Genomic DNA, 16,867 nt, shown 5'->3' with positions numbered 1-16,867 from the left:
GATCACAGACGTTCGTTATGCAGCAGCGCCGTGCCGATGGCATCGGGCACAAAGGCGATCACTGCACCCGCCACCGACAGCACCACGCCGCCCGTCACCAGACTGCACTCCACCGTCGTGCCCACACCGTAAGCCACAGCACGCGAGCCCTTGCCGACCACTTCCACGCTGGCTTGGGCGCCATCCGATGCGCGCTCCAGCAGATACACCGTGCCGACTGCAGAGGCTTCCACCGTCTTCACCACCAGCACCGCACCACCCACCGACAGCGCCGCAGGAATCGCCACCACCGCACCGGCGGCCGCACCGCTGGCCCCCACGCCCAGCACCACCGAGGCAATCGGCATCACCGACAGGGCCAGCGAGGCATCGCTTTGGGCGTCGGCCCGGGCGGTGAATCCGCCCAACATGCAGGCCAGAAGAGCCGTATGAACAATGGTCTTGCGAATGATCGAACGCATGATGTTTCCCTTTCTCGCGCTGGCTGCACATTGCAGCCACACGCATTTGCTTTTCAATGGATGACTCGAACGCTTTTCAACGGGTGGGCGATCACTTGGCGACGCCGCTGTCTTCCGCCACAGCCGCCGCGCCTTGCTGCATCTGCGCTTCACGGCGACCTTGCACTCGGGCTTCGAACAGGTCGGCGTCGTAGCGGTCACGCAGCATCTTGGCCAGCGTGAAGGCCGTGGTGATCAGGTACAACCAGCTCACCGCCATGAAGGCCTTGTAAGTGGGGTTGATGTTCATGCCCAGCAGGCCCCAGCCCGTCAGCGCCATGGCGATCGCAAAACCGCCCCACACCACGAATCGCCACATCGGCGTGTCGGCTGTGGCGCCGCGCTTGTTCTGGTTGTCCCGGGTGAACTTGGCCAGCACGAAGGTGGCCGACAGACAGAACACATAACCCATCACCATGAAGACCTGCTCCAGTCGTTCGCCCGGCAGCCAGGCCAAACCTGTGGCGCAGAGGAACACTGCGATGCCGAAAGAGACCCACACCTGCAGTTGCCAGGCCTTGGTGTCACGTTGAACGACGGTGAAGTTGCTGGAGGACATGTGAGTTGGAGCTGTTTGGAACAAGCTCGTTGTTGAACACGGAACGAATGTTGCCGCAGCGGCTTCAAAAAGTAGTCGAAAGGATGGAGAGTGGTGTCGATATCCACCTCAAGTACCGAAAAACGATACTTTTCGACCCGTGACACTCAAACCCGCAGCCAAAGTCGCATCTGCGGATAGACAACGGCTCCCTCTGGCGTGTCGGCATGCCCCGCCAGATGCGTCATGCCCGCACTGGCGAGCCCCGAAGCGCCCAGATAGACACCCAGTTCGAAATTCATGCGCAGCCCCGCAGCATGGCCGTGGTAGCCGCCGTCATGGAACAGCACGTCGGAATCCAGCCCCAGATGGCGCGAGGCCGCCCACGCCCAGGCAGTGGCTTCGATTTCGCCGCCATGCGGCACCTTGGGCATGTCCTGCAGAGCGTCGTCCATCGTCGCCCGCAAGGCGGTGGGAACGACCGCAAGATGCCCGGCCTCGTGCAGCAGATCACCGGGCCAGCGCAGCTTGGCAAGATCGACCTGCAGGCCCCCTTGCCGAATGCGTACACCGGGCAGAAAGCTGCCGTCAGGCAACTCGCACTGCGCCACGTTCAGGCCGATCTCCCGCAGAAAACCGACGATGCGCAGCGCCAGCGCTTCGTTTTCCGCGCTCATGCCTTGAGCAGCGCCGCCACGCGCGCGCGCAAGGTGGCCGGTTGCACCTGCGATGCGGGCATGGGCGCGCCCACATTCAGCCCCACGCGGTTGAACATGCCGCGGCGGAACGGGCGCACCATCGCGCCGCCCTGCTCGATGCGGCTGAAGAAAGAGCCCCACAGATTGGTCAGCGCCATCGGCACCACGGGCACATCCAGACCATCCGCACGCGCGCGCTCGATGATCTTCATGATGCCGCCCTTGAACTCCTGCAACTCGCCGTCGCGCGTGATGCCGCCCTCGGGAAAGATCGCCAGCAGATCGCCATCGCGCAGCACCTTCGCCGCGTGAGCAAAAGCCGCTTCGTACGTGGCGGGGTCTTCCTTTTGCGAAGCCACCGGAATCGCCTTGGCCAGCTTGAAGATCCAGCCCATCACCGGCACGCGGAAGATGCGGTGGTCCATGATGAAATAGATCGGACGTGGGCTCGCGGCCATCAGCAGCACGGCATCGACGAAGCTCACGTGGTTGCAGGCCAGAATGGCAGCGCCTTGCGTGGGAATGTGCTCGTCGCCGCGCACCTTGAAGCGGTAAATGATACGCGAGAGCACCCACGCGTAAAAGCGCAACAGGTACTCCGGCACCAGCATGAAGATGTAGAACGCGACGATGGCGTTGGCGATGCCGGTGAACAGAAAGATCTGCGGCACGGTGAATTGGGCGGCAAGCAGCGCGCCCGCCAGCACCGAACTGGCGATCATGAACAGCGCGTTGAGAATATTGTTCGCCGCGATGATGCGCGCGCGGTGCGTTGGCTGGCTGCGCAGTTGGATCAGCGCATACATCGGCACGCTGTACAGGCCCGCGAACAGGCTGAGCAGCAGCAGGTCGGCCATCACGCGCCAGTGCGCGGCCACGTTCAAAAATTCGGCGGCACTCAGCGGCGATGAAACTTCCTTCAGTCCGCGCGAAGCGAAGTACAGATCGATGGCGAACACGCTCATGCCGATGGCACCGAGCGGCACCAGACCGATTTCCACCTGACGGCGCGACAGCACCTCGCACAGCAGCGAACCCACGCCGATGCCGATGGAAAACACCACCAGCAGCAGCGACGCCACTTGCTCGTTGCCATGCAGCACGTCCTTGGCGAAGCTCGGAAACTGGCTCAGAAACACCGCGCCGAAGAACCACATCCAGCTGATGCCCAGCAGCGAACGGAACACCACGATGTTGCCGTGCGCGAGCTTCAGATTGCGCACGGTTTCGGTGAAGGGGTTCCAGTTGATCACCAGATTCGGATCGGTCGCGGGGGCCTTGGGAATCCACTGCGCCACCAGTCGGCCGATCAGCGCCAGCCCCACACAAGCCACGGCCACGGCGGTATGGCCGATCTGCGGCATGGCAACCAGCAGGCCGCCCGCCACGTTGCCCAGCAGAATCGCGACGAAGGTGCCCATCTCCACCATGCCGTTGCCGCCCGTGAGTTCGCGCTCGTTGAGCGCCTGCGGCAGATAGGCGAATTTGACGGGGCCGAACAGCGTCGAATGCAGGCCCATGAGAAACACGCAGCCCAGCAGAATGGCGGCGTTGCCCATGACGAAACCGGCGGCTGCGATCAGCATCACCACGATCTCGAAATCCTTCACGAAGCGGATGATGCGCGTCTTCTCCAGCTTGTCGGTGATCTGCCCGGCCGTTGCCGAGAACAGCAGAAACGGCAGGATGAACAGCGCCCCGATCACCAGCCCCGCCAGCGAAGGCGGCATCCAGCTCACGCTGAGCTGGTAGGTCACCATCACGGTGAAGGCGAACTTGAACAGGTTGTCGTTGGCTGCGCCCGCAAACTGTGTCCAGAAAAAGGGAGCGAAGCGCCGTTGCTTGAGCAGAGCGAACTGGTTGGGATGCTGCTCATGCGCCGATGCGCTGGCAGTGCGGTCGTCCACTGGCGATGGGTTCATGGTCTTGTTGTTTTCCAAGGGTCGTTGTTCAGCAGCGCAGCTTGTTGCTGACAGGCATTGTGCCTTTGTTCGGCCAAAAAGCTGTGGCGGCGTTCACACGCAGTTTGCCCAACGCACTCAGCAGTGGCCAAGCGGCTGCGGCGGCAAGCAGGTGCTTCACGCTGTGGCCCGAGAACAGTTCTCCGCTCATCCCGAACACCTGCGCATCGGCCAACTCGAACACCTTGGCGAGCGCATAGAAGCCGATCACCACGCCCAGATGCACATGCAGACCGCCCTTTCGGCTCGGCAGAAACGCCAGAGCGATCAGCGCCAACATGCCGCCACCCTGCGCCACCGCCCAAGGCAGCATATTGCCGCCATGCTGCCAGATCAGCGTGGAAGAGACCGCCGCGACCAGCATGGCGATGGCGGCAAGCCATGCGGCGGCATCGTCGTCGCAGGTCTGCTGCACCGCGAGCCCCAGAATGCCTGCAAACGGCACGCACATGGCGAGGCGGTCCCAGACCAAGGCAGCGTTGTCGGGGGCCCAGTGGTAGTACGACGATCCGGCAAAGCAGCCGATCAGCCCCACGAAAAACACGGCCACCATGCAGCGTGCGGTCGGCGCGATGGCCACAAAACGCGTGCGATGCAGCGCCCACAAACCAGCGACGCCCGCCACCAGAAAACCCAGATTGCTGAGCACATCCATCGCATGCGGCAAGGCGCCGAACGCGCGCTGATCGGCAAATGCGTGGTAGCTCGGCGACTGCGTGAGCATGGGCCCGAACAGCGTCAGCAACAACCAGAGCACGCTGGCTGCGACGATGAGTTGGCGGGGAAGTCGGGAAGGTGATCTGGAGCGTGAATCGTGCAGCATGGAGTGGCTCTCACTGAAATGACAATGGAGCGCAGTCTGCAAACTTGGCGCGTACAAAGCATCGTTTTTCCGAACCAGCCTGAATGCGAGAAACCGCCGGTATAGATAATCGATACCCATGAGCACCACCGCCGACCTCATCACCGCTCTGAAGAAAGAGCTCAAGTCCGCCCAGATGACCTATGCCGATCTGGCGAAAGAACTCGACATGGCCGAGTCCAGCGTCAAGCGCATGCTGGCCAAAGGCGACATGCCGCTCACGCGCATCGACGCGATCTGCCGTGCGCTGCGCATCGATTTCGCCGACCTCGCGCGCCGCGTGGCCGATGACCAACCGCTGCTCAAGGAACTCACGCCCGAGCAGGAGCGCGCCGTCGTCGCCGACAAGAAGCTGCTGCTGATGGCGATCTGCGTGCTCAGCCAGTGGACGCTCGAACAGATCATCGGCACCTACCGCCTGACCGAAGCCGAGGGCGTGAAATACCTCGCGCAACTCGACCGCATCGGCATCATCGAGCTGCGGCCACTCAACCGCTACCGCCTCAAACTCGCCAAGACCTTCCGCTGGCGACCGCACGGCGCTGTGATGGATTTCTTTCGCGAGCACGCGCTGCTCGACTATTTTTCAGGCAGCTTCGACGGCCCCGGAGAAGGCATGCTGTTGGTGCACGGCTCCATCAGCCGCGCGGTGGCACCCGCGTTCAACGAACGCATGCAGCGGCTTGCGCAAGACTTTTCACAGCAGCATCAGGCCGATCAGAAACTGCCGCCGCGCGAGCTGGAGGGCTATACGCTGGTGCTGGGAATGCGCAGTTGGGAGTTCGCCGTGTTCGGGCAGATGCGGCGCACGAATGCCGGGTAGTGCCGCCTAGTGCAACACAGTGCGACGCAACACATTTGTTCACAACACTTTGCCAAGCGCTCAAATTGAGCAGCCCCGCGCTTCACATGCGGCGTTCATGATTCACTTCACCGTGGCACCAACCCAGCCACTTGTTTGAAGGAGCATCACATGATTCGCACACCGCTCATCGCCGCCAGCATCGCTGCCGCAGCATTCGGCCTCGCAGCAAGTGCAGCCCATGCCGGCCCCAACATCAACGTACAGATCGGCACGCCGTATCCCGCCGTCGTGCCCGTGCAATATGGCGCGCCTCCGCCACCTCGCTATGAACGCGCACCGGCCCCGCGTCGCGGCATGGTCTGGTCGCAAGGTCATTGGGAATGGCGCGGCCATCGCCACGTGTGGGTGCCCGGAACCTGGGTGCGCGTGCGCCCCGGCTACAACTACCACCAACCGGCGTGGGAGCAACGCGGCGACCGCTGGCAGTACAACCGTGGCGGCTGGGATCGCGACGGTGACGGCGTGCCCAATCGCCACGACCGCCGTCCGGACAATCCTTATCGCAACTGAGGCCACTGAGGCCACTGAAAAAGAGAAAGCAAAAACGCCCTGCGCTACGCCACGCCCGTGCTGCCGACAAACACGGTCAGCACGCCGGTGTCGCCATACAGGCGATGCGCGGCGATCTCGCCGCGTGCGAAAAATCCCACCAGCGGCACATCGCCGAGCGCACGACGAACGATCTGCAGCTCGGCGCTGCTGCCTCCAAAGAACTGCCCGCTGCGATCCGAACAGCTCACATACACAGCGCCCAGAATGCGTCTGGAAGCGGCGGTGCGTTCGTAGGCAGCCACCTCGTCCACGCGGGTGCTGCCATGCACGGGAAGCACATCTTCGGCAGGCTCCAGCTCTTCGCGAATCTCGGCGCAGATGCGCATCAGGTCCGCCCGCGCCGTGCTCTGGTGGCGTTGGCAGAAAGCCAGCAGCGAGCCCACGTCGACCAATGTCTCCAGCGCCACGCCGCGGCGCGTGGCGTCCAGCCCCACGATATGCCGCACACGCGCTTGGGCACCGAAATGCCCGGTGTTGTGTGGCTGGCGCGAGCCCGCATCGAGCAGCGCCGCCATCGTTGAATTCACGGCCTGAATCGCCGGTTGCGTATCACCTTCGAGCGTGATGCCCAGCGTTTCGAGCAGCACGTCCAGCGCCGGAACGCCATCGAGCTCCAGCACCAGATTGTCCTGCGACGCCGTCACCACGCCCCATGGGGCGATCGGGCGACAGCCTTGCGTGACGCGCGAAATCCACTGCACTTGCGGACTGAACGCCACGCCCGACAAGCCGCCCTGCAGCACGCCGGAGTCCTCGCCATCTTGCTCGCGCTGATGCTCGCGCAGCAGGTCGAGCGCAAACTGCACCTTGGGTCCACGACTGGCCGTCACTCCGCCAAACAGATAGTGCGCGCTGGTGCGCTGCGCCATTTCTTCGAGTACCTCGCTCAGGTCGGGCGTGAACTCGTCGGCATGCACGAGCGCCGTCTGCGCCGCGAAGTCGCTCAGCCCCTTGCGCGGAATCGGCGCAATGCCGGAGAAGATGCGCCACTGCTCCGGCGGAATGTCGCACAGCAGCACGGAGAGCGCAGGTTCATCGAAATACTCCGCGTTGTTCGCCGCCACACCCATGCCGACGGTGCCGCTCCAGGCCTTCACTTCAGGAAGCTGCTGCGACATGAATTCGAGCAACTGCGCAGCTTCGTCGGCGTAGTGATCGGTGATGTACAGCAGCCCCAACGACGGCGAGCGCGCATAGCCGGGCAAGGCCATCTGCGCCTTGAGCTGCGCCAGCACCAAAGCCGCTGCCATGCGCCACTGGGGATGGGTGGCATGCCCGGAAGGAAACAATCTCGCCGTCATCGCTGAAGCGTCAATCCCATGACCGCGTCGATTACTTCGGTGCCTTCGGCTTGGCCTTCTTGGCGGCGGCCGATGGTGCGGTCTTCTTTGCAGCCGTGGTGGCTTTTCCCGCTGGTTTTTTGGCGGTTGCGGATGCGCCTGTGGCCTTGGCTGCAGCGGCCATGGCGGAGCGCGTCATCGCCTGCGCGCCCTTCACGCTTTCGGCAGCGAACTGGGTGGCCATGTCGGATGCTTTCTTGAGCGCATCCTGAGCCGCCCCACCACCCACGCCCACGCCCGCCATCGCCGGAGCATTGGCCGCGTGCTGCGACACATCGCGCATGGCGTTGGTGGCGATTTCCTGAAACTGGTTGGTGAGCGAAGTCCACCACTGCACCGGATCCACCATGCCCGCAGCACCCGGCATGAAGGCCGCGCCTGCGGCTGCCGCGTTGGGCGCAGCAGCTTGTGCTGGCTCTTCTTTGGCCGCCGCAGATGGCGCGCTCTGTGCTGCGGCCTGCGGCTCCGGCGTGGCGGTCTTGGGAGCCGCGCGCTTGACGGCAGCGGCCGCAGCAGCCTGGGTTGCATTGGCGGCATCGGTCATCTTCGCGCCGAACGAGCCCGCCAGATCACCCATGGCCATGTTCATGTTTTCCAGCGTCGCCAGCGTCATCTTCTGCACCTCCAGCGCCTGCACGGTGGCCGCCAGCGCGCGGGAGTTCTGCTCCAGCCAGAACTGCACCGACTTCAATTCGCCGATGCGTTTGTCAAGCTCTTCGACGCTCACGGTGGGCGCCACCCAGTTGCTCAATCCCGGCATCGAAGCGACGCCTGTGGCAGCGCCTTTGGCAAGACTCTGCAGAAAATCGAAGCCCGGCACAAAGCGTCCGAAACCGAAAGGTGTGTTGTCACTGTCGCTCATGATGTGTCTCCGTTGTGTGCACGCGAAAGGTGATGGCGAAATGAAAGAACCACGCGCGGCTCACAGCTTAACGCCAATGCTCCATGAGCCCCAAAAACTGCTTGCTGCGTGGCACTTTCGCAGCAAAACCTCTGCAGAATGCAGTTTTCCCGCCGATTTGAACCCGCACTCTTCACACGCCTTGGAAATCTCGCCCTAGAATGCCGAGACCAGCACTGCTGGCGTGTATTCCAAGTAAACAGATAAACAACCAACTTCATCATGGCAACTGCAAAAAAAGCGAGCGCGCCCGCCAAGAAGGCCGCTCCAGCAAAGACAGCGAAAGCTAAGGCTGCACCCGCAGCGAAGAAGGCTGCTCCTGCAGCCAAGAAGACTGCTGCAGCTCCCGCTGCTCCTGCAGCCCTGAAGCCGATCAAGGACGCGTTCAACAAGTCCACTCTGATCGCTCATCTGGTCGAGACCGCCCAGGTCGATGCCAAGGCCGTCAAGGCCGTGCTCGCCGCCCTCGAAAGCGCGATCCTGGCATCGGTGCACAAGAAGGGTGCTGGCGAATTCACACTGCCTGGTCTGCTGAAGATCGGCGTGCTGCAAGTTCCCGCCAAGAAGAAGCGCTTCGGCAAGGATCCGTTCACCGGCCAAGAGCGCTGGTTCGAACCCAAGCCAGCCACCGTGAAGATCAAGACCCGCGCCCTGAAGAAGCTCAAGGACGCAGCGGCCTGATCACCAGGACGATCTTCAGGATCGTCACGGCTCACGCAAAGAAAAACCGGCACATGTGCCGGTTTTTTCTTGTCCGCTCGCAGCACGAACGGCGTGAGCCCCCATCAGCTTTGCGATGGCTCCGCAAGATAGAGTTGCCCCAGTCGCGCTCGCTCCTTGGCTCCCACGCCGAGCTGCTTTTCCATGTACTTTTCAAGCCCTCCAAAATCGGCATCGACCGATTGCAATGCGGCTTCCAGAAAATCTTCCTGCACACGCCACAGCACGTTGAGCACTTCTTCGGGCGCTCCGTTGTTGAGGGTCGCGGGCCGACGATACAACGCATTCGTGAGCAGATAGTCTTCCATCACCACCGAACGCGGAACGCCCAGCGTCATCAGAATCAGCGCCGCCGCAAAGCCTGTGCGGTCCTTGCCAGCGGTGCAGTGGAACACCAGCGGCGCATCGTCTTCGAGCAGATGCTCGAACAGCTCCGCATACTGCTGCGCGTTGTTCGCAACGAATGCGCGGTAGGTGTCCTGCATCAGCCCCACCGCAATCGATGCCGTCATCTGCTTGCCTGCCAAAGCCATTTCCTTGGCGCGCTGCACCACGGTCGGCTCGATGGAAAGCGCGTGATAACGCACATTGGGAATCGCATAAGCCTGCGCCGCGCGTTCGGCATCGCCGCGAAAATCCAGCGCGCGCGACACGCCGATGTCGGCCAGCGTGCGGGTGTCCTGCGGGGTCAGCGCAGCGAGATGGTCCGAGCGGAAAATGCGACGCCAGCGCACCTGCCTACCTTCATGGCCCCGATATCCACCGATGTCGCGGAAGTTGGAGGCGCCTGCGAGATTGAGCGTACGTGTGAATTGATGATCCATGCCGACACTGTATTGGAAAAGCCCGCGTTTGGTGTGACACGTACTGGACTTCGGAGTCAGCATTCCACATGCGGAATTCAGCTTGTCGGCGTCGGAATGGGTGCAGGTGTCGGCAGCGCCTCATCGCGCTCCGAGCAGCGGTAGATCGGAAAACTCGTCGGCACGTCCACCGACCGCAACGATGCCTCCGTCGCGTAGATCGACTCCGTCCACGAGGCGGTGGACGGTACGGCGTCGATCATCACGCGCTGCTGTTCGGGCCCGAGAAAAACACCGACGCCTTGCAGATCGAATCGCCCGCAGTTCACGCGCGGATTGAAGTCGAGCTCCTTCGCGATGAGATAGGTCTTCTTGAGCAGCAGCGGCTCGGACAGACGTTCGTGAATGAACACCAGCGCCATCACGCCGATGGTCGCGCCCGACAGCATGATCAGCGACGAAAACATGGAGATGCGCGTGGCACGCGCCTTGCCGAACGCGTAGCGAACAAAGTGCAGCAGACTCCAGAGGATCATCAGATAGATCAGCGGCCTGCTCGCCAGAAACATCTGCACGAAGGTCAGCACCTGACTCGATCCAGGAAATGCCGCAACGTCCACACCGTAAACGCGGTTCAGCAGCACACTCGCCTGCAACGCCGCCTGCGTGTACATGAACCACACGAACACCGCCAGCGCCGCCTGCGAAGCCAACTGCCCACCGATGTGTCTGGTGAACTCCGAGTGACTGATGTAGGCGATCAGGTAGAACACCAGAAACACGATGCCGAACCAGAACACGTTCGGCGAGATGTCGCGCATCCATCCAATGCCGGAACGCGCAAGCAGATCGCCCAGCACGAACACGAAGAACAGCCCGATGACACCCGTCGCCGCAACGCCCAGACTTCTCAGGCTGTGCGCGTGCGCCTTCTTGCCCGCATCGGCGTGAACCGTCGCGGCTTCTTTCCGTTCTTCACTCGGCTCGGGTGACTCGTTCTTTGTCGGCATCGCGAATCGTCAATGGTTCGTCGGGGGCGGGTGCGGCTGTGTTTTGTTCATGCCCCAAAAAGCAAAAAGGCAGCCACACGGGCTGCCTTCTTCACAGAACTCACTGGATCTCGAACTCGGCGCGATCCTTGTCCGCAATCCACTTCGGCGGCTTGCCGCGACCACTCCAGGTGGCGCCGCTGACCGGGTCACGGTACTTGGCGGCAGCCTTCACACCGGCCGGCTTCCAGGGAATCACTTGCTGGGCGGTGAAGCCAAACTCGGCAATCAGCGCATGCACGGTGGCGAGAGCGGCCTTCGATTCGGATTTCTTGGCTTCGGCGATTTGTTGGTCCAGTGCCTGCTTCTGAGCCAGAAGTTCTTTGTAGGTAGTCATCAATGATTCACGGGTTGGAGCGATAAACAGCATATCGCAAACGGCAGATTCGACGCACGCGCAGTGCACCCTCACTCACCGAGGCGACAGTAGATTCCGCACGGATTCTAAAGGGCCGCCAGCCACTTGCAGGACTGGGCAGGTCTCACTGCCTCAAGAAAGATGCAGGCACTGCCGCGCACCCTGCCCCGAATCGCTCCCCAACCCGATCCATCAACCGAGCTGGGCCTTGTCCAATCCATACGCCGCATCGAGCGAACCAGGCACCGTGCGGAACGCCACATTGACGCGATTCCATGCGTTGATCGCCATGATGATGAAGGTGAGGTCGGAGATCTCCTTCTCGCTGAACTGCTCGCGCACCTGCTGGAAGATTTCGTCGGACACGCCATGCTCCGGAATTCTGGTGAGCACTTCCGTCCACGCCAACGCCGCACGCTCGCGCTCGGAGAACAGCGGCGACTCGCGCCAGATGACCAGATGGTGCAAGCGCAGCGGCCGCTCGTTGTGGATAGCCGCCTGCTTGATGTGCATGTCCACGCACAGACCGCAGCCGTTGATCTGCGACGCGCGGATTTCGACCAGATGGCGCGTGGTCGCATCGATCGACGAACTGCCAGCGGCCATGCTGAACGCGCTCAGCTTCTTGAAGAATTCGGGAGATTGCTCGGCATAGTTCACACGTTGCGTCATGAAGGACTCTCTTTCGATGAAGGTGGTTGAGATACACCTCCAAGACGTTCGAGCCCTCCTGTTTGTGACGGCTGCCCTCCACTCTTTACAAAAAAGCGGCGGCAATGCGCGCAAGCTTGTCCGGATTTCTCTGCGCATGGATCTGGAGAATGCGCTCGCCATCGGTCTCGTATGCGAGCACCGATTCCAGTTCGCCGTGGATGAAGCGCAGCACGCCCCACTGACCATTGACCAACGCCAGCTCGACGCGCTGCGCGTCCTGATAACGGCGATGAGCGGCAAAGAACAATTGCGCGATGCGTCTGGCCCCCAGCAACGGCTTGGGGAAACTCGTCACCTTGCCGCCGCCATCGCCCACCAGTTGCGCGTCGTCGGCCAGCAGGAATTGGAGCGCTGCAAAATCGCCGCTCTGCATCGCATCGGAAAATTGGCGCATGACTGTGTACTGCGCCGCAGCCGGCACCTTGCGTCTGGGCGCACCGCCATCGCGCAGCAGCGCCTTGGAACGGCTGACCAGTTGCCTCGACGAAGCCTCGCTTTTGCCAAGGGTGCTCGCAATGTCCGAATAGTCGGCATCGAACACCTCGCGCATCAGGAACGCCGCACGCGCCTCGGGCGACAAGCGCTCCAACACCGTCAGAAACGCCACGGACAGATCCCCGGCGCGCTCCAGCTCCTGCTCGGGTGACGGGTGTTGTGCTTCGTCGATCTGCGGCTCGGGCAACCAGAAGCCCACATAACTCTCGCGCCGGGCCTTGGCCGATCGCAGGTGATCGATGCTGGCTCTGGTGGTGGTCGTGACCAGCCAGGCTTCGGGATTGGCAATGCCAAGCTGGTCCGCATCGTGCCAGCGCAGCCAGACGTCTTGCACAACGTCCTCGGCCTCGGCGACCGAACCCAGCATGCGGTACGCAATGCCCTGCAAGCGCCGCCGCAGCCCCTCGAAGATTTTGGTCGCATCCTCCACCAGCCACTCCCGGAAAGCAAAGTTGATCTCTGCGCATTTCAGCACGGATCACGGCAGAGCGAAAAACCTCGCCCCCAGAACGACAAAAGCCCGTCCAATTTCTTGAACGGGCTTTTAGAGAATCAAGTGGTGGCCTGGCGCGGAATCGAACCACGGACACGCGGATTTTCAAAACAGCGAAATAATTCGCATTTATGCCGTAAGTTGAAGATTTACAAGCAATTTTTTCAGTTTTCAGTGTCTTTCCTGCGTCCGTTCCGAACCTGACGCCAAACGGTTGCTACTGTTTTCGACTCGGTCTCGGTTTTCGTCATGTAAATCAATGCAGTGGCGCTCGGTTGTGACGAACTCTACCGAACGGCTCGGCTCCAGGGTCAGTTGCGTTGCCTTGGCGCTGCCGGTGAGAGTCGCACTCATCGCATTTACATGCGTTGAGTCATTTGCGGGGCCTCGATCTAAGCCTGCTGTGCAGCAACTGCCACCTTCTCCACCTAGCGAGCGAGCAAATGCTCTGAGCCAGTTTGCGGTCGTTTATGTATCTGTTAGCTTGAATGGCTCGAACGACCGCACCGAAGTGCCTTGCGGTCACCGCAGCCTTCGTCACTTGAATCGCCCCTGATTCCCTAGACACTTTTGAGCCGTTGGCCGATCTGAGTCACTGCCCCGACCACCTCCAAGCAATCGGGGCACCCCTTACACAATCATCGACCCAGCGTTAGCCGCCTCCTGCAATGCCTTGGACGACAAATGCGCATACCACATCGTCACCTTGGGATCGCTATGGCCCAAGATCTGCTGCACCTCGAACAGGCTGCGCCCGTTGGACACCAAGAAGGATGCAAACGTGTGCCGCAGATCGTGGATACGCAGATTCACCCCAGCCAGCTCCCTGATCCGGTACCACTGCCAAGTGATCGCTGTGTAGGGCTTGTATGTCACAGGCGAAGGGAACAGATACTCTGACTTCCTTTCCAGCTCCCCCAGCACCCACATGGCCGAGTCATTCAGCGGGATGAATCGCGGCTTCTTGGACTTCGATCGCTTGGCATCCACCTTCCATGTCCGGGTTTCCTCGTTCACGTTGTCCCATGTCGCTGCCAGCGCCTCGTTCAAGCGTGCGCCTGTACTGAGCAGGAACATCAGGATGTGACAGATTGGCCGGTTGTGATCCGTTTTCAGGACATGCAGCAGGCGACCCAGTTGCTCCTCATCGAGGTAGTTCTCGACCTGGTTGTCCACCTTGAACAGCTCAATGCTCCTGAGCACATTCTTCTCGACAAACTCCCATTTCAGGGCCAGATTCAGAAACTGACACATCAACCGGACACCGTGATCGGCGGACGCAGGACTGAGTCCCTTCTTTTCTCGCAGGTCATTGTGGAACTTCTGCACCTCACGGCGAGAGATGGACTGCAGCGGCAGATCCTTGAAAACAGGCGCAATGTGAACCCGGTACAAGGACTCATCCCGGTTGAACGATCGCTTGTGCTGCTTCGCATGCGGCATGTAGTGCTCATGGAAGAACTTGTCCAAGGTCATTTGACCCGGGTTCTGCTTGATGACCTCCTCTTCCTTCTGCATCAGCAGATGCTCGGCTTTGATCTGTGCAGCTCTCTTCTTGGCCTGCACGAGGGTCAGATCATCGATCGTGCCGAGCTTTCTATAGCAGTTGGTACCGTTCTCGTTCTTCAGGCGCAGATACCACGTAGGCACGGCAGTTTTGGAGGCCCTGCACTCGACAAACAGGCCGGGGGTATCGGCCACGCTGTACTCGATCTTCTTCTTGTCCGGTGGGCACACCAGACCGGTTGCCATGAAGGCGGGGGTGAAATGCACAACAGGCATAGGAGTCTCCTTGTGTTTGGACGTAGCAGTGCCTAGCCCCAGACAAAGGGGGCGTGACACTTGGGATTGAAAAAAGAAGGTAGAGGAACCCGTCGCGAGACAGGTTTGAGACCCCCTACCGTGCGGCTTGTGACGTGATCAAAAACATCGATCTAGTCGAAACCGCAGTGCGCTCAGAGCGCCGGGATGGAGTAAGTTGCCGTAGACATGCCCACGGGCTGAAAGCCCGGCCCTGCATGTTCAGGGGCGTCAGGGTCGAATACCGTTTCAGGAAGATAGCGATCAAAGGCATCCTGGAAATCACGCACCTCATAGCCCTTGGGGGTTTCCTTTGCACTCATGCGCACGGTCTTGGGCTTGACCCCATAGCCGCTCAAGTTGCGGGCCAATTGCCGCGATGACATGGAGCTCCCACGGTTGTACTTGTCCCAATCCATATCGGGGTGTTCAAGCAGCTTTGCCAACAACGTTGCCGTTGGAATGTACGGGCCCTTCTTATAGTCGCTCAACACCTCACGAATATCCTCCAGCAATTGGTTGGCGGCAGACTTCGGAGGACTCGTTTCGACGCAGATAGCAAGCGCCGCCTCGACCGTCTTGTCGTACCAATCAAGCCCCATGCAATGGGCGATTGCGAGCAATGGCTCCCAGTTGTCCTGCTGGCGGTCACCGAGCTGCTCAGGCAGCTTGTCCCAGCCCTTGCTCAAGACTTCTTTGTGATCCATAACGAACCGCAGGATGCGTGATTGAAGATTCTTGATGGCCTCTGGATCAATGGTTCGCAGCCGCTCGATGTGGTCATCCTTCGTCTTACGCCTCATGGGCACCTGGATGCCCCGGCTCATGGTCGCGTCGGGCAGATGCCGCTCAAGAGCAATCCCTGCCAAGGCTTTAGGGCCATAGACAAAGAACGCGCACTCGAGCATCTCATCATTGATGTTCTCCACGCGCACGACATACCCGCCAAATTCATAGCCTTTGTTCACGACGCCGATCAGCTCATCTTTGCCAGCCACAAACGTATCGGCTTCATCGATCAGCAAGGTCGGGCCATGGTTTGAGATCATTCTGAAAAGAGCTGCCAACGTGATATTGGCTGTTTCAAAGGGACGACACACCAACTTCTCTACAACCTTCAACAACTGAGTTTTGCCGCACTCTCGTTCCGGTGCGTTGATCAGGAGAAGCGGGCAGCGTGTGAATTCCTTATAGCTCCAACTGAGAATGATCCACAACGACACTGCCAGAGCAGCTTGGTCTGAGATCACGACATATTTCTTGATCAACTTGATCAAATCTCCCATCAATGCATTTTTATCGACAGGTTGCGAGCAGGGTTCTAGACCGCCATCGTCGAACATTTTTCCAACGGCATTGGCTACTGGTTTCATTTTTCTCGTCATGGTCCATCCTATTTCAATGTGAAGTTTGAGATTCGGGGGGGAATCCCTGCACCCAGCTATATGCGGAGAAGAAGGTTGGCCAACCTGAATTTGCCCTGCATTTCAAGCAAATCCGGACGAACTATGACATACGATTTTTCGCAAAAAATCAGCCGTTTTCCCCAAAAACTCGAAAAAACATGACCTACAGGAGCTAACGCGCTTTCAGCACTGAACTCAAAAAACCTAATGAATAAAGTATTTCCAGCAGTAGAAATAGAAAATCCCTTTCCAGAGTACCTTCCAGCACTGTATTTGCATTTTTCAAGGCAACTTCACCCCCCTTCAAATATCGACCGTTAAGCCTTAATAAACGAGAGCTCAGTATTTAAAGTGCCTTCAGCAAGGGAGTCAGCTCCATATGAACTGCGTGATCATTCCTTATTATGAAATGTAAAACAATGTCAACTAAATAATGGATTAATCAAAAAATTATCCGATAAAATTGAAGGTCAATTAGTTGTGACATTCAGCACATCTCAATTCGCCGTGTGCAGACAGCGAATGCAGATCGCAAGGAAAAAATATATATAAGGACGGGGGACCAAGCCCCCTTGTTTTTCTATATCCCCCGGGGGGCCTCCCGCCAGTTGCCGCAACATCCGCAACGCCGCAACGTTCCATGCCTGACATGGGCCCGGGCCGTGGCGTGGCGCTGTTGCGGATGTTGCGGCACCCTGCAGGGGGCACCCCCACCGGGCGGGCGGCGGGGCCGGGGGGTGGCCGACCCGGCGGGGGCCACGAGTGGGGGCCAGGTTGTGCGCAGGCGCAGCGACCGGGGGCGGGCCATGGCC

The 16,867-nt window shown here is 60.3% G+C and carries 17 protein-coding genes; 3 read left to right on the top strand and 14 right to left on the bottom strand.

What is annotated here, in order from left to right; translation table 11 throughout:
* Positions 1–2: 2 nt before the first annotated feature.
* From G7048_RS14090 to G7048_RS14070, 5 genes are all read right to left on the bottom strand, one after another.
* The gene (locus G7048_RS14090; RefSeq protein WP_240933328.1) at positions 3–410 is read right to left on the bottom strand and encodes a hypothetical protein; all 408 of its coding nucleotides are present in this window, start codon (positions 408–410) and stop codon (positions 3–5) included.
* Between the two features lie 142 nt (positions 411–552).
* Positions 553–1,059 carry a YiaA/YiaB family inner membrane protein gene (locus G7048_RS14085; RefSeq protein ID WP_166068745.1) on the bottom strand — a complete coding sequence of 169 codons (507 nt, stop codon included), beginning with the start codon at positions 1,057–1,059 and terminating at the stop codon, positions 553–555.
* 146 nt (positions 1,060–1,205) lie between these two features.
* Entirely contained in the window at positions 1,206–1,715 is a 510-nt protein-coding gene (locus tag G7048_RS14080; RefSeq protein WP_166068744.1) for a hypothetical protein, read from the bottom strand.
* Complete coding sequence (locus G7048_RS14075; protein ID WP_166068743.1) at positions 1,712–3,658, bottom strand: MFS transporter; 1,947 nt, start codon at positions 3,656–3,658, stop codon at positions 1,712–1,714. Before G7048_RS14075 ends, G7048_RS14080 begins: the two co-directional genes overlap by 4 nt.
* A gap of 28 nt (positions 3,659–3,686) precedes the next feature.
* Complete coding sequence (locus G7048_RS14070) at positions 3,687–4,520, bottom strand: hypothetical protein (RefSeq protein ID WP_166068741.1); 834 nt, start codon at positions 4,518–4,520, stop codon at positions 3,687–3,689.
* A 118-nt stretch (positions 4,521–4,638) separates the two neighbouring features.
* Between G7048_RS14070 and G7048_RS14065 the strand changes: the two genes are divergently transcribed.
* Both G7048_RS14065 and G7048_RS14060 read left to right on the top strand, forming a co-directional pair.
* Positions 4,639–5,382, top strand: a complete 744-nt coding sequence (locus G7048_RS14065) for a helix-turn-helix transcriptional regulator (protein WP_166068740.1) — start codon at positions 4,639–4,641, stop codon at positions 5,380–5,382.
* A 150-nt stretch (positions 5,383–5,532) separates the two neighbouring features.
* Complete coding sequence (locus G7048_RS14060) at positions 5,533–5,934, top strand: YXWGXW repeat-containing protein (RefSeq protein WP_166068739.1); 402 nt, start codon at positions 5,533–5,535, stop codon at positions 5,932–5,934.
* A gap of 44 nt (positions 5,935–5,978) precedes the next feature.
* Here the strand turns inward: G7048_RS14060 and G7048_RS14055 are convergent, their stop codons facing one another.
* Positions 5,979–7,226 (bottom strand): FIST N-terminal domain-containing protein, encoded by a 1,248-nt coding sequence (locus G7048_RS14055; RefSeq protein ID WP_240932985.1) that lies wholly within the window; start codon positions 7,224–7,226, stop codon positions 5,979–5,981.
* A gap of 82 nt (positions 7,227–7,308) precedes the next feature.
* Positions 7,309–8,178, bottom strand: a complete 870-nt coding sequence (locus G7048_RS14050) for a PhaM family polyhydroxyalkanoate granule multifunctional regulatory protein (protein ID WP_166068737.1) — start codon at positions 8,176–8,178, stop codon at positions 7,309–7,311.
* A gap of 261 nt (positions 8,179–8,439) precedes the next feature.
* Here G7048_RS14050 and G7048_RS14045 point away from each other — a divergent pair, with 261 nt between their 5' ends.
* Positions 8,440–8,898: an HU family DNA-binding protein gene (locus G7048_RS14045; RefSeq protein ID WP_166068736.1), complete on the top strand. Its 459-nt coding sequence runs from the start codon at positions 8,440–8,442 to the stop codon at positions 8,896–8,898.
* A gap of 104 nt (positions 8,899–9,002) precedes the next feature.
* On the opposite strand, the gene G7048_RS14040 is transcribed toward G7048_RS14045, so the two are convergent.
* From G7048_RS14040 to G7048_RS14010, 7 genes are all read right to left on the bottom strand, one after another.
* Positions 9,003–9,761 carry a tyrosine-protein phosphatase gene (locus G7048_RS14040; RefSeq protein ID WP_166068735.1) on the bottom strand — a complete coding sequence of 253 codons (759 nt, stop codon included), beginning with the start codon at positions 9,759–9,761 and terminating at the stop codon, positions 9,003–9,005.
* Positions 9,762–9,838: 77 nt separating this feature from the next.
* The gene (locus G7048_RS14035; protein ID WP_166068734.1) at positions 9,839–10,750 is read right to left on the bottom strand and encodes a hypothetical protein; all 912 of its coding nucleotides are present in this window, start codon (positions 10,748–10,750) and stop codon (positions 9,839–9,841) included.
* A gap of 100 nt (positions 10,751–10,850) precedes the next feature.
* Complete coding sequence (locus tag G7048_RS14030; RefSeq protein WP_166068733.1) at positions 10,851–11,126, bottom strand: H-NS family nucleoid-associated regulatory protein; 276 nt, start codon at positions 11,124–11,126, stop codon at positions 10,851–10,853.
* A 213-nt stretch (positions 11,127–11,339) separates the two neighbouring features.
* A complete protein-coding gene (locus tag G7048_RS14025; RefSeq protein ID WP_166068732.1) occupies positions 11,340–11,819 on the bottom strand; it encodes a carboxymuconolactone decarboxylase family protein in 480 nt (159 codons plus the stop codon).
* An 85-nt stretch (positions 11,820–11,904) separates the two neighbouring features.
* Complete coding sequence (locus tag G7048_RS14020) at positions 11,905–12,786, bottom strand: RNA polymerase sigma-70 factor (protein WP_166068730.1); 882 nt, start codon at positions 12,784–12,786, stop codon at positions 11,905–11,907.
* Positions 12,787–13,479: 693 nt separating this feature from the next.
* Positions 13,480–14,550: a site-specific integrase gene (locus G7048_RS14015; RefSeq protein ID WP_166068729.1), complete on the bottom strand. Its 1,071-nt coding sequence runs from the start codon at positions 14,548–14,550 to the stop codon at positions 13,480–13,482.
* Positions 14,551–14,804: 254 nt separating this feature from the next.
* Positions 14,805–16,022 (bottom strand): DUF3631 domain-containing protein, encoded by a 1,218-nt coding sequence (locus G7048_RS14010; RefSeq protein ID WP_166068728.1) that lies wholly within the window; start codon positions 16,020–16,022, stop codon positions 14,805–14,807.
* Positions 16,023–16,867: the final 845 nt, after the last annotated feature.

This window comes from Diaphorobacter sp. HDW4B (assembly GCF_011305535.1).
Lineage (GTDB): Bacteria > Pseudomonadota > Gammaproteobacteria > Burkholderiales > Burkholderiaceae_C > Diaphorobacter_A.
This window is presented reverse-complemented; position numbering and strand designations above follow the sequence as displayed.

Bases quoted from the DNA above. Each gene is read 5' to 3' on its own strand.
- G7048_RS14035 (WP_166068734.1), bottom strand. From the start codon at position 10,750: ATGCCGACAAAGAACGAGTCACCCGAGCCGAGTGAAGAACGGAAAGAA.
- G7048_RS14090 (WP_240933328.1), bottom strand. From the start codon at position 410: ATGTTGGGCGGATTCACCGCCCGGGCCGACGCCCAAAGCGATGCCTCG.
- G7048_RS14065 (WP_166068740.1), top strand. From the start codon at position 4,639: ATGAGCACCACCGCCGACCTCATCACCGCTCTGAAGAAAGAGCTCAAG.
- G7048_RS14070 (WP_166068741.1), bottom strand. From the start codon at position 4,520: ATGCTGCACGATTCACGCTCCAGATCACCTTCCCGACTTCCCCGCCAA.
- G7048_RS14080 (WP_166068744.1), bottom strand. From the start codon at position 1,715: ATGAGCGCGGAAAACGAAGCGCTGGCGCTGCGCATCGTCGGTTTTCTG.
- G7048_RS14025 (WP_166068732.1), bottom strand. From the start codon at position 11,819: ATGACGCAACGTGTGAACTATGCCGAGCAATCTCCCGAATTCTTCAAG.
- G7048_RS14050 (WP_166068737.1), bottom strand. From the start codon at position 8,178: ATGAGCGACAGTGACAACACACCTTTCGGTTTCGGACGCTTTGTGCCG.
- G7048_RS14040 (WP_166068735.1), bottom strand. From the start codon at position 9,761: ATGGATCATCAATTCACACGTACGCTCAATCTCGCAGGCGCCTCCAAC.
- G7048_RS14085 (WP_166068745.1), bottom strand. From the start codon at position 1,059: ATGTCCTCCAGCAACTTCACCGTCGTTCAACGTGACACCAAGGCCTGG.
- G7048_RS14075 (WP_166068743.1), bottom strand. From the start codon at position 3,658: ATGAACCCATCGCCAGTGGACGACCGCACTGCCAGCGCATCGGCGCAT.
- G7048_RS14060 (WP_166068739.1), top strand. From the start codon at position 5,533: ATGATTCGCACACCGCTCATCGCCGCCAGCATCGCTGCCGCAGCATTC.
- G7048_RS14010 (WP_166068728.1), bottom strand. From the start codon at position 16,022: ATGAAACCAGTAGCCAATGCCGTTGGAAAAATGTTCGACGATGGCGGT.
- G7048_RS14045 (WP_166068736.1), top strand. From the start codon at position 8,440: ATGGCAACTGCAAAAAAAGCGAGCGCGCCCGCCAAGAAGGCCGCTCCA.
- G7048_RS14030 (WP_166068733.1), bottom strand. From the start codon at position 11,126: ATGACTACCTACAAAGAACTTCTGGCTCAGAAGCAGGCACTGGACCAA.
- G7048_RS14055 (WP_240932985.1), bottom strand. From the start codon at position 7,226: ATGGCAGCGGCTTTGGTGCTGGCGCAGCTCAAGGCGCAGATGGCCTTG.